Genomic DNA, 14,215 nt, shown 5'->3' with positions numbered 1-14,215 from the left:
ATCCTTTTACATCTGTTCCGGCGCGCTGACGCCAAGCAGCCGTAACCCATTGGCAATAGTCTGTGCGACGGCCAGACAGAGCGTCAGGCGGGCGTGGCGTAGCGGTGTTTCCTCCACCAGAATTCGGGTCGAATTGTAGTAGGTGTGAAATGCTGCCGCCAACTCCCTGAGGTAGAAGGCGATCTGGTGCGGTTCGCGATCCCGGGCCGCCGTGGCCACTACTTCCGGGAAGCGCCAGAGGGTGTCGGCAAGCGCGATTTCGCGGGACTCCTGCAGAATTTCCAGGCCGACGCCGTCTGCTGGCGGCAGGCTGAGTCCCTTTTCTACCGACTGGCGCAGCAGGGAATAGACCCGGGCGTGGGCATACTGGACATAAAATACCGGGTTTTCCTCGGAGTGCTTTTTGGCCAGTTCCAGATCGAAGTCCAGATGCTGGTCGGCGCGGCGCAGCACATAGAAGAAGCGCGCGGCATCATTGCCCACTTCCTCGCGCAGTTCACGGAGGGTGACGAACTCGCCGGCGCGGGTAGACATGGAGATCTTTTCCGTACCGCGATAGAGGATGGCGAACTGGACGAGGACGACTTCCAGTTGCTGGTCGTCGAGGCCGAGGGCGCGCAGGGCGGCCTTGACCCTGGGCACATAGCCGTGATGGTCCGCACCCCACATGTCGATGACGTGGGTGAAGCCGCGGGCAAATTTTTCGGCATGGTAGGCCACATCGGAGGCAAAGTAGGTATAGGCGCCATTGTCGCGACGCAGAACCCGGTCCTTGTCGTCATCAAAGGCGGTGGCGCGGAACCAGAGGGCGCCTTCCCGGGTGTAACAGTGTCCGGCTTTTTCGAGGGCGGCGACGGCGGTATCGACCGCCCCCGTATCCATCAGACTGCCCTCGGAATACCAGCGCTCGTAATGCACGCCAAAGCCCTCCAGATCGTCACGGATGTCGGCGAGAATCTCGTTCAGTCCAGCGCGGTGCAGGGTGCGATAGTCTTCGCCGAGCGACTGCTTCAGGTGGGCGATGAGGGTGTCGATGGCGATATCGCCGTCGCTCATCTGGGGCAGGTTTGGTAATCCGGCCGCCGCGTGCCGTAAGCGGTCGCCGACCTGCTCCCGGAGATGGGCCGCTATTTCACGCACATAGTCGCCGCGATAACCGTTCTCCGGGAAGGGCCAGGGCAGCGCCTTGTCGGCTTCGAGGTAGCGCAGGTAGACGCTGCCCGCGAGAATGTCCATTTGCCGCCCGGCGTCGTTGACATAGTATTCACAAAAGATGTCGAAGCCGTTAAAGCGGAGGATGTTGGCGAGGCTGGCGCCATAGGCGGCGCCGCGCCCATGCCCGACGTGCAGGGGGCCGGTGGGGTTGGCGGAGACGAACTCCAGTTGCAGGCGCTGGCCGACGCCGTTCCGGTTGGCGCCGAAGCGCTCTTTTTCGGTATGTACCCGTTGAATGACGGCGTGAAAGGCGGCAGGCTGCAAAAAGAAATTGATGAAGCCGGGACCGGCAATCTCGGTGCGGGCAATCCAGTCCGAGGCAGGCAGCGCTGCGACGATGTCGTTGGCGATGTCGCGGGGCTTGCGCCCGACTGCTTTGGCGAGGAGCAGGGCGACGTTGCTGGCGAGATGGCCGTGTTCCACCTGCTTGGGGCGATCCAGCTCCAGGGTGGCGGGAATCCCTGGAATGCGGCCCTGGGCGTGGAGTTGTTGAAGCGCCCCTTGCAGGGCCTGGCTGACAAATGCTTTCACAGGGCTACCTTATGCACGAAATTTTTGCCTTAGTGTAACCGAAGCAAACATTTTACGGCAGAGGTGGCGTGTTCTGGATACTCTGTCGGCATAACCGCAGATCTGGTCCCTTGCCCGGAATGTGGTGGCCGCCTCAAGAAGAGATGCCTGCGCCCTCCCCGACGGGCGCACGGGCGGATAAGGAAAACTCGTCCTCTTCCTCCTCCACATAATTGCGCGGGCTATCGGCGCCTCTCAAAACGCGCGGCGGGATGATAAAGACGTAGGCGGCAACCGCTGCTGCCAGGCAGGCCCACATAGACAGGCGCAGCAGGTTGTCGATGCTCAGGGTGTCCGCCTGCGCGCTGATCAGGGCGTGCAGGTGCTGAGGTGAGAGTGTGGTGTGCCGGCCAAAGCGACTGACGTGGCTCCGCAGGTGGTCGCCGGCGAGGGCGCTGTAACGGGTCCAGTAGACACTCAGCAGACTCACCCCGATGTTGGCGCTGAAGACGCGAATGAAATTGCTGGTGGTGGCGGCTGACGGAATTTCCTGGGCGCCGAGGCCGGAGAGAATCACCATGGTGAGCGGTACGAAGAGCATGCCCACGCCCGTGCCGATGAATAGTATCGGCCAGAACAGGTCGCCCAGGCTGCTGATGGGACTGAGATAGGCGCTGCCGTAGGCGAAGGCAAAAATGGCAAAGCAGAGGGTCGTCAGGCGGCGCAGACCCAATAATCCCTGCAGACGGTCCATCAGGGTCGATAAAGGGATGGCGCCGAGGGCGAGGGGAACGAGCACCGCACTCCCCCAGAAACCATTGAAACCGAGTGTTTCCTCCGCCCAGAGGGGCAGCAGGGAGGCCCAGCCCATGAACATGGCCCAGCCCAGGCACAGCAGCAGCAGCCCCAGCCAGTAATTGCGCCGACGCAAGAAGCGCAGTTGCAGCAGGGGATGGCGGGTCTCGCTTTCGCGCCAGGCAAAGAGCAGCAGGAAGACGAAGGCGAACAGGGTCATTTTCAGGATGAAGGCCGAATGCCACCAGCCGTACTGCTCGCCCTGATCCAGCACCACCTGCATGCTCATCAGTCCGCCGTAGAGCAGGCCGAAACCCCAGCCGTCGAAGGGCGGCGTCCGGGGATCACCGCGATCTTTGGGAATGCCCGTGCTGCCCAGAAACAGGGCGACGCCCCAGATCGGCAAGGACAGCAGAAAAATGCTGCGATAGCCGAGTTCTGTCGCCAACAGGCCGCCAATGGCCGGTCCGAAGAAAAATGGCACCAGCATGGCGTTGCTCCAGAAGATGGTGACCATGCCGTGGCGTGCTTTCGGGCTGTGGCGTAAAAAGAGGCTCTGGCTGAGGGGGACAAGAATTCCGGCGGCGATACCCTGCAGGGCGCGGGACAGCAGCATGATCCAGAGATTGTCGGTCACCGCACTGATGAGGGTGCCTGCCATGGCCACGATAACCGCCACCTGAAAGACGCGGCGCATGCCGAAGCGGGCGGTTGTCCACGGCATCAGGGAGATCCCCAGTGACCAATGGACGATGAAATAGGTGAGCGTCCAGAGGGCGTGATCGCTGCTGGTGGAGAGGCCGCCCGCGACGTAGGGAAAAATGCCCTGTAGCGCGGCGCCATCGAAAGAGCCCATGCCAAGGGCAAGGCCGACCCCCGCGAAGAGGGGCCAGGTTTGGGAGAGGGATGGTAATGTTTCCACGCCGTTGGATCCTCGAAAGTTGCCATAATTTAACGCCAACACTAATATTCAACTAATAGATTGATTTACGTTGAATCATCGGAAATACCTATGAGAATACATGCAGAGGAATTGCTGACCTTTCTGGCGGTGGCGGAGGCTGGGGGAGTAGGTGCCGGAGCGCAGATCCTGCGGCGCAGCCAGCCGGCGGTTTCCGAGCGGTTGCGCGCACTGCAGGCCGCGGTCGGCGAGCCCCTGTACCAGCGCGCCGGGAGGGGTATCCGTCTGACCGCCGCGGGAGAGTCCCTGCTGCCCTATGCCCGTCGCCTGCGGGAAGGTCTCGGCGAAGTGGAAAACTGGTCGGCGCGGCGGCATGCACTGCAGGAAGGAAGCCTGCGCATCGCGGCCAGCAATACCGTGGCGAATTACTTTCTCATGGAGCATCTGGCGCGTTTTCGCGGACGCTATCCCGGCGTTCAACTGCAACTCAGGACCGGACCGCTGACCGACAACCTGCCGTTGAGTGCCTGGGATCTACTGTTCACCGAAGAACAGATAGAGCGCAGTGGCTTACCGCCGCATATGGAGTTGAAGGCCTGGCGGGAGGATGAACTGGTGGCGATCCTTCCCCAGGATCATCCTTGGGTGCGGGCGGGCCGGGGGTGGGTACGCTGGGAGGAGGTATTGGCGGAACCTATCGTCTGGCGCGAGCCGCATTCGGGGATCCGCCGGCGGGTGGAGGCGGCCATTGTCCGTGCCGGATTGCGGGCGCGCTACAGCGTTGAGGTGACCGGGGTGGAGGCGCTGCGAGACGCCGTCGCCGCCGGGCTGGGCATAGGTTTCGCGTCGGTAGAGGCCTTGGATAAGGTACGCTGGCCGCTGGCTTCCCTGCGCCTCGATCCGCCCCATGGCCTGTTCTGGACCTTGTACCTCATGCGCCCTCAGGCCGATTTCCAGTCGCGGGCGGTGCGCGCTTTCCTGGACCTGCTGGCGACGCCGGACTGAGGCGGCGCAGGAGGCCTAAAATCCGCCGTCGGCCGCGGCTACCACTAGAAAGGCGCCGGAACCTCCGGCCGGATGCTCCAGCCAGATCAAGGGCAGGTCGGGACGGCGACGGATGAGGGCTTCTTCGGCATCGCCGGTTTCCACCACCAGGACGCCGCCCCCCTCCAGGTGATGCGGTGCCTGCTCCAGAAGGGGAAGCAGGCAGTCCAGACCATCCTCACCGGCGGCCAGGGCGAGACGAGGCTCGTGCCGGTATTCCGGGGTCAATTCCGCCATGGTTGCCGCGTCCACATAGGGCGGGTTGCTGAGAATCAGGTCATAGCGTCGTCCCTCCAGGGCGGCAAAGAGGTCGGATTGATGCAGGTGCACCCGGTCTTCCAGACCGTAACGCCGGATATTGGCGTGTGCCACGGAGAGGGCATCTGCAGAGATGTCCACCGCATCCACTTCCGCCTCCGGAAAGCGCAGCGCCAGGGTAATGGCCATGCAGCCGGAGCCCGTGCCGATCTCCAGAATGCGGCGCAGCTGCGACGCCTCTACCCAGGGCGCAAAGCCCTCCTCGATGAAGGGTTCGAGCAGGCTGCGGGGAATGAGGACACGTTCATCGACGCTGAAACGCAGTCCGGCGAACCAGGCTTCGCCGGTAATATAGGCGGCGGGCCGACGGAGTATTTCCCGTTGATAAAAGTGCTTGAAGATCGTGGTTTTTTCGCGGTCCAGCAGGCGTGCCGCGCCGAATTCCGCAAGATCTTCCGGCTCGAGGTGCAGTGCCGCGGCCAGGAGCGCGTCGGCTTCGCCGCGGGGTTGCTGCTGGCCCTGACTGAAATCGAGCCCTGCGGCGGCAAAACGGCTGGCGCCCCAGCGCCGGAAATCGGTGATCGTCTGCAGCGCGTCGCCGGCGAGGGCGGTGTATTGTTCCAGGTTCATTCAATCCAACTCCAGCCAGACCGGGCAATGATCGGAGCCGGTCACATCGGTGGCGATTCCCGCCCCGCGCAGGCGCGGCAACAGGTTCTCATGTATCCAGAAATAATCGAGACGCCAGCCAATATTGCGGGCGCGGGCGTTGGTGCGCTGACTCCACCAGGAATATTCCACGGCATCCGGGTGAAGGTGGCGGAAGCTGTCCACCCAGCCCGCCGCTGCCCATTGGTCCAGACAGGCCCTTTCCTCGGGGAGAAAACCGGATATTCTCGCGTTTTCTTTGGGGCGTGCAAGGTCGATGGCCTGATGGGCGGTGTTGACGTCGCCACAGAATACCACCGCCCGACCGGCGGCGACCCGTGCGTTGATCAGTTCCAGGAAGGCGGCATAGAAATCCAGCTTGAAGGCGAGGCGTTCCGTATCCTTCTTGCCGTTGGGGAAGTAGACGTTATACAGGTCGAAATCACCGCAGTCAGTGATAACCACGCGCCCCTCCCGGTCGAAGCGCGGGATGCCCAGGCCCGTTGTCAGCGGCCGGCAGGGCGCTCTGCTGAAGGTGGCGACGCCGCTGTAACCCGGGCGTTCAGCGACTGCCCAGCGGGCATCGTAACTATCCAGTGCGGTTTCCGCCGCCGGCAGGCGGTCCGGGTCGGCCTTGATTTCCTGAAAGCAGAGCACATCCGCCCGCGCCATCGCGACCCATTCGCGCAAACCCTTGCGGCAGGCGGCGCGCCAGCCGTTCACGTTCCAGCTATACAGGCGCATGGTCATGACCACTCAACGCATCACCCGCACTGCCAGAAAATCCCCTTCCGTCAGCACCCGTTCCAGGATGGCCCGCCCCGCAGCACCGGCGGGACCCACCGCGGCGAGCAGGGCGAGCCCTTCCCGCGCTGCCGTCGGACTGATGACGCCATGGCGCAGTGCCAGTTGATACAGTACGGCAATACTGATTTCCTGGTCGGGTTGTTTGACCAGTTCTCCCTGGAGTTGCGCGAGGGGGCCGCCATACAGAAGCAGCTTGCGCACATGGTCGATATTGGGCAGCGTCGTGGTACTCATGGTGGTTCCTTGTTGATAAATCATGCGTTAGAGCGCACTGGCGGGTTCGGGTGGTGACCCCTGGCATACGCCGGCTAACTCTTCTCGGGACCCGGCCAGCCCTGGCAACGCAGGGACCACAACCCACCGCCTTGCGGCGCACTGAGCAGTGGACCCAATTCCGTCAGTGCCGCGGCCAGTGCCTCGCGCAAACCCCAGGGTGGGTTCACCACGATCAGTCCGCTGCCGAAAAGCTGTTCCCGACCCTCTTCCGGCATCTGCAGCAGTTCGCAGGCAAAGGCGGGCAGACGCCCGCGCAACGCCTGCCACAGGCGGGTGATCGTACCGCGGATTTTCACCGGGTACCAGACGAGATACACCCCCTGCGGCCAGCGTTGATAGGCACGGATCAGGATATCGGCAAGGCGCTCCCATTCATCCCTGCGTTCGAAAGGCGGATCGATGAGGACCAGTCCGCGTTTTTCCGGCGGGGGGATCTGCCCGAAGAGGGCGCGATAGCCGTCTTCACCGACGACGCTGGTATGGGCCCGTTTCCCTATCGCCTTGCGCAGGCGTGCCGCGACTTCCGGCTGTTCCTCGCAGAGTACCATCCGGTCGGTCGGCCGGAGCAGTGCGGCAGCGAGGGCTGGCGAGCCGGGATAGTGGTGCAACGCGCCGTCAGCATTCTCATTGCTGACGATTTTCAACCATGCGCCCGCATATGGCAGGCTGCGCCGGTCCGCCCACAGGCGCGAAACACCTTGCAGGTGTTCCCCCTGTACGCCCAGGGCATATCGCCCTGCTCCTGCGTGGGTCTCGATATAGGCAAGGGGGCTGTCCTTGCGGATCAGGGTTTGCAAGGTGAGGCTCAGGGCCAGATGCTTGACGCAGTCGGCGGCGTTGCCCGCGTGGTAATGATGGTCGTAATTCATGGCGCGCTGGTCTTTCCGGGGTTGGCTTGGGGCGATGCTTTCGTCATGATAACAGATAGCGGTCGGACTCAGCAGAAAAGGAGAGATGACGATGCGACTTTATGCGACGCAGACCAGTCCCTATGCCCGGAAAGTGCATATCGCGCTGCTGGAAAAAAACATCCCCTGTGATATGGAGTGGGTGGATCTCCGCGCTCCCGGCCACGCGGCCCTGGAGCACAACCCCCTGGGCAAGATCCCCGTGCTGGTGCGGGATGACGGTTCGTCGGTATATGATTCGGCAGTGATCATCCAGTACTTGGAAATCCTGTGCCCGGAACCCGCCATCATCCCCCACGACCCGGAAGCCCGCATCGAGGCATTGCGGATCGAGGCGCTGGCGAGCGGCATCATGGATACGACCATTGCCTGGGTGCTGGAGCAGCGCCATGCCAGCGATTGCCAGGATGCCGCCATGCTGCAGCGCGCCCGTGGCAAGATCCTGGCCGCCCTGGCGATACTCCAGGAAGAGACGGACGCGTGGCAGGATGCCGGCACCGCGCCGGTGCTGACCCTGGCGCAGATTGCGACGGTCGCGGCCGTGGGTTACGTTGATCTGCGCGCGCCGGATTTTCTGCTGCAATTCCCGGATTTGACGGCCTGGATGCATACCATGCGCCTGCGCCCCAGCGTCAGCGCCACGGCCCCCCGGTAATCTTCGTGAAAATTGCGACCTGGAACGTCAACTCCCTCAAGGTACGCCTCCCCCAGGTGTTGGCATGGCTGGGTAGCGAGCAGCCGGATGTCCTTTGTCTGCAAGAGACCAAGTTGGCCGATGCGCGTTTCCCGGTGGCCGAGTTGGCGGATGCCGGTTATCGGGCGCTCTATCACGGTCAACCGACGTATAATGGGGTTGCCATACTGAGCCGCAACCCACCCAGTGACGTCCGCTGCGACTGGCCGGATGGCGGCGACGGGCAGGCGCGGCTGTGCGCCGCCAGCTTCGGCGACCTGCGCGTCGTCAACGTCTATGTACCCAACGGCCAGGCCCTGGACAGCGACAAGTATCCCTACAAGTTACAATGGCTGGAGCGCCTGCGTGGGTTGATCGCCGGAGAATTGCAGGGTTGGCCGCAACTGCTGTTGGTGGGGGACTTCAATATTGCCCCGATGCTCGCGATGTTTACGACGCTGCAGACTGGGGGGAGGGCATCCTCTGCTCGGCGCCGGAGCGGGCGGCGTTGGGCGCCCTGTTGGAACTCGGGCTGCATGACAGCTACCGCAAGCTGCATCCCGATGCGCGGGCGTGGAGCTGGTGGGATTACCGCGCTGCGGCGTTTCGGCGTAATCAGGGCCTGCGCATCGATCTGATTCTGGCTTCCTCTCCCGTTCTCTCGCGCACGCGGGAGGTGGTCATCGACCGTGCCGCCCGGGCGGCGGAGCGTCCCTCGGATCACGCACCCGTCTGCATCACACTGGAGAGCGGCGCGTGATCGGTATTCTGGTCGTCAATCTCGGCACCCCCGATGCGCCTACCGCCCCGGCGGTGCGCCGCTACCTGCGCGAGTTTCTCAGCGATACCCGGGTGGTGGAGCTTCCCAGGGTGCTTTGGTGGCCCATCCTGAACGGTCCCATTCTGCGATTTCGTCCCGCCCGCTCGGCGCGCAATTATGCCAGCATCTGGCTTCCCGATGGATCCCCCCTGATGGTTTATAGCCAGCGCCAGTGCGATGCACTTCAGGCCCGCTGGGATCGTCAGTTTCCCGGTCAGGTCCGGGTGGAACTAGCCATGCGTTATGGCAATCCCTCCGTCGCAAAGGGCATGGCGGCCTTGCGCGACGCTGGATGTGGCAGGATTCTGGTGGTTCCGCTGTATCCGCAATATGCGGCGGCCACCACGGCCTCCACTTTTGATGCGGTTGCCAAAGAGTTGCGGAAATGGCGCGAAATCCCGGAGATGCGCATGATTCGCGACTGGCATGCGCATCCCGCCTATATCGGCGCCCTGGCGGACAGCATCCGCGCCTGGTGGCAGGCGCACGGACAGGCGGAGCGTCTGCTCATCACCTTCCACGGCTTACCGGAAAGCTCCGTCCTGAAGGGCGACCCCTATCGTGCCCAGTGCGAAAAGACCACCGCGTTGCTGGTACAGGCGCTCGGCCTGTCCGATGATCAGTGGGTGCAGAGCTTCCAAAGCCGCTTCGGCGCCGCCAGATGGCTGGGGCCCTATACGGACAGAACCCTGGTCGGGCTGGCGAGCGCCGGCGTGTCCCGCGTAGATGCCGTGTGTCCAGGTTTTGCTGCGGATTGCGTGGAAACACTGCAGGAAATAGCTATCGAAGGCAAAGAAACTTTCCTCCATGCAGGTGGACAGGAATTGCGTTATATCCCGGCCCTCAACGACAATCCTCTCTGGATAGAAGCATTCAGCCGGATTCTGGAGCCTCATTGGCGTGATTGGGATGCCCCGGAAAACTTTGCCGTTTCCCCAGAGTCAGGCTAAAATCGAGCCGCACCGCCAATGTAGGACAGCATTTTCCCTCGGCCCTCCAACCTAACAGGACTCGCGCCATGATAATCAGCAAAGACAAAGTCGTCACTATCGACTATTCCCTGACCGATGAAGAAGGAGAGCTGATCGACAGCTCTGTGGGGGAAGAACCCCTCGTCTATCTGCATGGCCACCATGGCGTCATCCCCGGTCTGGAGCAGGCCCTGGCGGGGCGTCGTGTCGGCGACAGGCTGGAGGTCTCCATCCCTCCCGAGGAGGGCTATGGTGACTGGGACGAAGATCTGGTGGAAGTGGTGGGTGTCGAAGATTTTGACGACGCCGAAGAGCTGGAGGTCGGTACCCAGTTTGAGACCATGACCGAGGATGGTACACGTCTGGCCACGATCATCGACATCGAAGGTGACGAGATTACCGTCGATCTCAATCATCCCCTGGCCGGAATGACCCTGAACTTCGATGTGACGGTGCTGGAAGTACGGGATGCCACCGCCGAAGAGCTGGCCCACGGCCATGTCCATGGTCACGGCGAGCACGACGAGGGTCACTGAGGTGCCGTTGCCGCTCCGGCTGCAGCGCGTTCCGACCCGATAACCGCCTTGCGTGGCCTGGGGTTGATGTCGGGCACCAGTGCTGATGGTGTGGATGCCGCGGTGCTGGATTTGGCCGTCGCCGGCTGTGGGGGGTATCGGGGCGTTTTCACGCGCGCCTTTGCGCCCGCACTGCGCACGGAAGTGCTGGCCGCCAACGGGCCATTGGGTGTCGAAGCGATGGCGCAACTCGACCGACGTCTGGGTGCCTGTTATGCACGGGTGGCCCGGGAGGCCATGGACCGCTTGGGTCCGGTGGACTTCATCGCCCTGCATGGGCAGACCATTCGTCATCAGCCGCGGGGTGATCCCGGTTTCACGCTGCAAATTGGTGCGGCGGCAGATATCGCGGTGGCAACAGGTCTGACGGTGGTCCACGATTTCCGGCGTACGGATGTGGCAGCGGGGGGCGAGGGCGCACCGCTGGTGCCGCCTTTCCATCAATACTGCTTTCAGGATGAACATCCGCGTCTGATACTCAATCTCGGTGGCATGGCCAATGTGACCTGGTTGCCGGGTGCCGGCGATCCGCGCCCGCTGCTGGCGTTCGACTGCGGTCCGGGTAACGTACTCATGGACGCCGCCGTGGAGTTGTGTAGCGCCGGACAGGCTACCTGCGACGTGGATGGCCGGTTGGCGGCTGCCGGACAGCGCGATGTGGCACGCCTGGAGGAATGGCTGGACCACGTGTTCTTCCGGCAAGCACCGCCCAAAAGTACGGGTCGGGAGACTTTCGGCATGCCGCTGGTGACGCGTTGGTGGTCTTCCTGGCGGGGTTCCGCGGCGGATTTTCTGGCGACACTGACGGCATTGACCGCCGAGTCCGTGGCACAGGCGGTGCGAGCCTGGACACCGGGTGCCGCGGAGATGCTGGTATTCGGCGGTGGGGCTGAAAACCAGGCCCTGATGCAGGCCCTGCAGGACGCCATGACGGAGACCCGGGTGCTGCACGGCGGGCGGCACAGCGGTATCCCCGGTCAGGCCCTGGAGGCGCTGGCCTTCGCCTGGCTGGGCAGCCAGTGCCTGCTGGGGAAACGCCTGGACCTGGAGCGGTTTACGGGGGCGCGGCACCCCATGATCCTGGGTAATATTCTGCCCGGAGATAACTGGCCGGATCTGCTCGTCCAACTCTCGCAACGGCCGGAAATCACCGCCAGGGAAGGCCCCTATCATGCCCTCCGCTCCGTCTGACCTCCGGCATTGCTGGCACCCCGACGGCGGCACTTCCGTCTATGGCATCCTGGGGTTTCCCGTCAACCACAGTCTCTCGCCGTGGCTGCATCGTCTCTTCGCGGCGCAGCAGGAACTGGATCTGGTGTATGTACCTTTTCCGGTGCGCGAAGAGGATATCGCCGCGGCGCTGGCCGGGTTGCCGGCGCTCGGGATCCGGGGCGTGAATGTCACGGTCCCACACAAGGAGGCCGTATTGCCGCTGATGCAGTGGCTCAGCGCGGAGGCGCGGGCTATCGGTGCAGTGAACACCATCTGTTTCACGCCCTCGGGCATGCAAGGGCACAACACCGATGCACCGGGATTTTTGCGGGCGCTGGAACGTGCGACGGGGGACGGCTGGCGGCAGTATCCGGCGACGGTAATCGGCGCCGGCGGGGCTGCCCGGGCCATCGTCTACGCCCTCGGCCATGCCGGATGTCCGGCGATTTATCTGGCGAATCGCCACCTGCCGCGTGCCGAAGTGCTGGCGGCGCAGTTTCCCGGCCTCCCGGTGCATCCCATCCCGCTGGACCGGGCGGCATTGTCTGCCGTGTTGCCCTGCAGTTCGTTGCTCGTCAACACCAGCACGCGGGGCCTGCACGGCGAGGACCACCCGGAACTGGATCTGGCCCGCATGCCCGAAAATGGCAGTGTGTACGATATCGTCTATAACCCATTGGAAACGCCCCTGCTGCAAGCCGCCCGGCAAGCCGGGCTGGGTGCGGTGGATGGGCTGGGTATGCTGGTAGAGCAGGGCGCGGAGAGTTTTCGGATATGGACCGGAACATTGCCGCAGACCGCCGCCGTGGAGGAGATATTGCGTCGATGGCTACAAACCCGGAACACATCTCGTTAACGCCAGTATTGCGGGCGCTCGTCAGTAACGGTTTAAGCGACGAGACGCGCTTGCAAAGCCTGGCCGCCGATCCTGCCCGCGGTAAGACGCCGCTGCTGTTTTATGTGGTGGAGAAGGGCGCCGTCCCGGCCGCGGTGCTCATGGCGCACCTTTCCGCGCGCTACAACATGCCCATGCTCGATCTCGACGCAGCGGCGATCGATGCGTTGCTCATCCGCAAGCTCGACAAAGGGCTGATGACCCGCTATCTGGTGCTGCCCTTATCGAAGCATGGGGACACCCTCTACCTCGCCATGGCCGATCCCACGGACTTCAAGGCGGTGGAGGATGTGAAATTCAATTCCGGTTTGCAGGTGATGCCGGTGCTGGTTGAGGCCGACAAACTGGTCAAGGCGGTACATGCTGCGGTCAACAGCTTGCAGGGCGGGATTGACGACGTATTCGTGGATAAGCCGCACGGTGAGGAAGATCCGGAAGAATTCGACCTCGCCCAGGAGAACGACGGTAGTGTCGAGGATGCGCCGGTGGTGCGCTTTGTCCGGCAACTGCTGCTGGATGCCATTCAGCGCGAGGTGTCCGATATTCACCTGGAACCCTATGAAAAGGATTTTCGGGTACGTTACCGCCTCGATGGCGTATTGCAGGATGCGCTGCATCCGCCCGTGGCGTTGCGGGACGGGGTCACCTCGCGCCTGAAGATTCTTTGCCGTCTGGACATTTCCGAGCGACGTCTGCCGCAGGACGGCCGACTGCGGGTCCGCGTGCCCCCGGCCCGGGTCATCGATTTTCGCGTCTCCTTTCTGCCCACCAGTTTTGGCGAAACGATCGTGCTGCGCCTGCTGGATCCCGCCAGTTCCAGGGTGCCCATCGAGCAACTGGGCTTTTTACCAGAGCAGCGCAAAGCCTTTGAGGACGCCATCCATCGGCCCTACGGCATGATTCTGGTCACCGGGCCCACGGGTTCCGGCAAGACCACGACCCTCTATACCGCCCTGAACATCCTCAACACCGGTGACTGCAACATCAGTACCGCAGAGGACCCCGTGGAAATCCCGGTGTACGGGATCAATCAGGTGAACATCAACGAGCGCATCGGTCTCACCTTTGCCGCAGCCCTGCGCTCCTTCCTGCGCCAGGACCCGGATATCATCATGGTCGGCGAGGTGCGCGATCTGGAAACCGCCGAAACCGCCATCAAGGCAGCCCAGACGGGCCATCTGGTATTGGCCACCCTGCACACCAATGATGCTCCACAGAGTCTCACTCGCCTCGAGAACATGGGTATTCCCACCTATAACATCGCCGGCAGCGTACATCTGGTGATGGCGCAGCGACTCGTCCGCAGGCTTTGCCCGCACTGTAAAAAACCCCTGCGCATTCCCGAACAGGCCCTGATCGAGGCGGGACTTGCGCCCGAGGATCTGCAGGGCTGGCGCCCTCTGGGCGCTGTGGGCTGCGAACAGTGCAATAAAACCGGATATAAGGGCCGGATGGGGCTTTATCAGGTGATGCCGGTGAGCGACACCATGCGCGAAATCATCATGCGTGGCGGCACGTCCATCGACTTGGCGCGCGCCGCGGCACAGGAGGGGGTGCTGACCATGCGGCAGAATGGGCTGAGGCGGATCCGGGAGGGCGTGACCAGTCTGGAGGAGGTGCTGCGGGTGACCAATCTTTGATGCTGTCGCCCGGTGTCTGCAGATATGTGATGCCAGAAGCCACGGGACGGCAGGGGTGAGCGGAGGA

At 63.1% G+C, this 14,215-nt stretch carries 15 protein-coding genes; 9 read left to right on the top strand and 6 right to left on the bottom strand.

Features of this window, described 5'->3' with window-relative positions:
* Nucleotides 1–6: 6 nt before the first annotated feature.
* Both argS and AFERRID_RS06200 read right to left on the bottom strand, forming a co-directional pair.
* Nucleotides 7–1,746 carry an arginine--tRNA ligase gene (argS, locus tag AFERRID_RS06205; protein ID WP_126604586.1) on the bottom strand — a complete coding sequence of 580 codons (1,740 nt, stop codon included), beginning with the start codon at nucleotides 1,744–1,746 and terminating at the stop codon, nucleotides 7–9.
* 133 nt (nucleotides 1,747–1,879) lie between these two features.
* Nucleotides 1,880–3,442: an MFS transporter gene (locus tag AFERRID_RS06200; RefSeq protein WP_126604585.1), complete on the bottom strand. Its 1,563-nt coding sequence runs from the start codon at nucleotides 3,440–3,442 to the stop codon at nucleotides 1,880–1,882.
* 90 nt (nucleotides 3,443–3,532) lie between these two features.
* On the opposite strand from AFERRID_RS06200, the gene AFERRID_RS06195 reads away from it, so the two are divergent.
* Complete coding sequence (locus tag AFERRID_RS06195; protein ID WP_126604584.1) at nucleotides 3,533–4,426, top strand: LysR substrate-binding domain-containing protein; 894 nt, start codon at nucleotides 3,533–3,535, stop codon at nucleotides 4,424–4,426.
* A 15-nt stretch (nucleotides 4,427–4,441) separates the two neighbouring features.
* On the opposite strand, the gene prmB is transcribed toward AFERRID_RS06195, so the two are convergent.
* The 4 genes from prmB to AFERRID_RS06175 all read right to left on the bottom strand — a co-directional run bounded on the left by prmB (nucleotide 4,442) and on the right by AFERRID_RS06175 (nucleotide 7,323).
* Entirely contained in the window at nucleotides 4,442–5,353 is a 912-nt protein-coding gene (gene prmB / locus AFERRID_RS06190) for a 50S ribosomal protein L3 N(5)-glutamine methyltransferase (RefSeq protein WP_113526244.1), read from the bottom strand.
* Nucleotides 5,354–6,121 (bottom strand): exodeoxyribonuclease III, encoded by a 768-nt coding sequence (locus AFERRID_RS06185; RefSeq protein ID WP_225981896.1) that lies wholly within the window; start codon nucleotides 6,119–6,121, stop codon nucleotides 5,354–5,356.
* A 6-nt stretch (nucleotides 6,122–6,127) separates the two neighbouring features.
* Entirely contained in the window at nucleotides 6,128–6,412 is a 285-nt protein-coding gene (locus AFERRID_RS06180; RefSeq protein WP_113526245.1) for a DUF2322 family protein, read from the bottom strand.
* A 74-nt stretch (nucleotides 6,413–6,486) separates the two neighbouring features.
* Complete coding sequence (locus AFERRID_RS06175; RefSeq protein ID WP_113526246.1) at nucleotides 6,487–7,323, bottom strand: 23S rRNA (adenine(2030)-N(6))-methyltransferase RlmJ; 837 nt, start codon at nucleotides 7,321–7,323, stop codon at nucleotides 6,487–6,489.
* Between the two features lie 91 nt (nucleotides 7,324–7,414).
* Here AFERRID_RS06175 and AFERRID_RS06170 point away from each other — a divergent pair, with 91 nt between their 5' ends.
* From AFERRID_RS06170 to pilB, 8 genes are all read left to right on the top strand, one after another.
* On the top strand, nucleotides 7,415–8,017 hold the full coding sequence (locus tag AFERRID_RS06170) for a glutathione S-transferase N-terminal domain-containing protein (RefSeq protein ID WP_126605678.1): 603 nt from the start codon (nucleotides 7,415–7,417) through the stop codon (nucleotides 8,015–8,017).
* A 5-nt stretch (nucleotides 8,018–8,022) separates the two neighbouring features.
* Entirely contained in the window at nucleotides 8,023–8,673 is a 651-nt protein-coding gene (locus AFERRID_RS06165; RefSeq protein ID WP_232027834.1) for an exodeoxyribonuclease III, read from the top strand.
* A complete protein-coding gene (locus AFERRID_RS16090; RefSeq protein ID WP_331251189.1) occupies nucleotides 8,568–8,795 on the top strand; it encodes an endonuclease/exonuclease/phosphatase family protein in 228 nt (75 codons plus the stop codon). Before AFERRID_RS06165 ends, AFERRID_RS16090 begins: the two co-directional genes overlap by 106 nt.
* Nucleotides 8,792–9,805, top strand: a complete 1,014-nt coding sequence (gene hemH, locus AFERRID_RS06160) for a ferrochelatase (protein ID WP_113526249.1) — start codon at nucleotides 8,792–8,794, stop codon at nucleotides 9,803–9,805. Before AFERRID_RS16090 ends, hemH begins: the two co-directional genes overlap by 4 nt.
* A 68-nt stretch (nucleotides 9,806–9,873) precedes the next feature.
* Nucleotides 9,874–10,362 carry an FKBP-type peptidyl-prolyl cis-trans isomerase gene (locus AFERRID_RS06155; protein WP_113526250.1) on the top strand — a complete coding sequence of 163 codons (489 nt, stop codon included), beginning with the start codon at nucleotides 9,874–9,876 and terminating at the stop codon, nucleotides 10,360–10,362.
* Between the two features lie 66 nt (nucleotides 10,363–10,428).
* A complete protein-coding gene (locus AFERRID_RS06150; protein ID WP_232027826.1) occupies nucleotides 10,429–11,592 on the top strand; it encodes an anhydro-N-acetylmuramic acid kinase in 1,164 nt (387 codons plus the stop codon).
* Nucleotides 11,573–12,469 (top strand): shikimate dehydrogenase, encoded by an 897-nt coding sequence (aroE, locus tag AFERRID_RS06145; protein WP_113526252.1) that lies wholly within the window; start codon nucleotides 11,573–11,575, stop codon nucleotides 12,467–12,469. The genes AFERRID_RS06150 and aroE overlap by 20 nt, the downstream gene beginning before the upstream one ends.
* Nucleotides 12,439–14,148 (top strand): type IV-A pilus assembly ATPase PilB, encoded by a 1,710-nt coding sequence (gene pilB, locus AFERRID_RS06140; protein WP_126604582.1) that lies wholly within the window; start codon nucleotides 12,439–12,441, stop codon nucleotides 14,146–14,148. Before aroE ends, pilB begins: the two co-directional genes overlap by 31 nt.
* Nucleotides 14,149–14,215: the final 67 nt, after the last annotated feature.

It is taken from the genome of Acidithiobacillus ferridurans (genome assembly GCF_003966655.1).
Lineage (GTDB): Bacteria > Pseudomonadota > Gammaproteobacteria > Acidithiobacillales > Acidithiobacillaceae > Acidithiobacillus > Acidithiobacillus ferridurans.
Note: the sequence above shows the minus strand (reverse complement) of the source record. Positions and strands in the feature narration are given on the sequence as shown.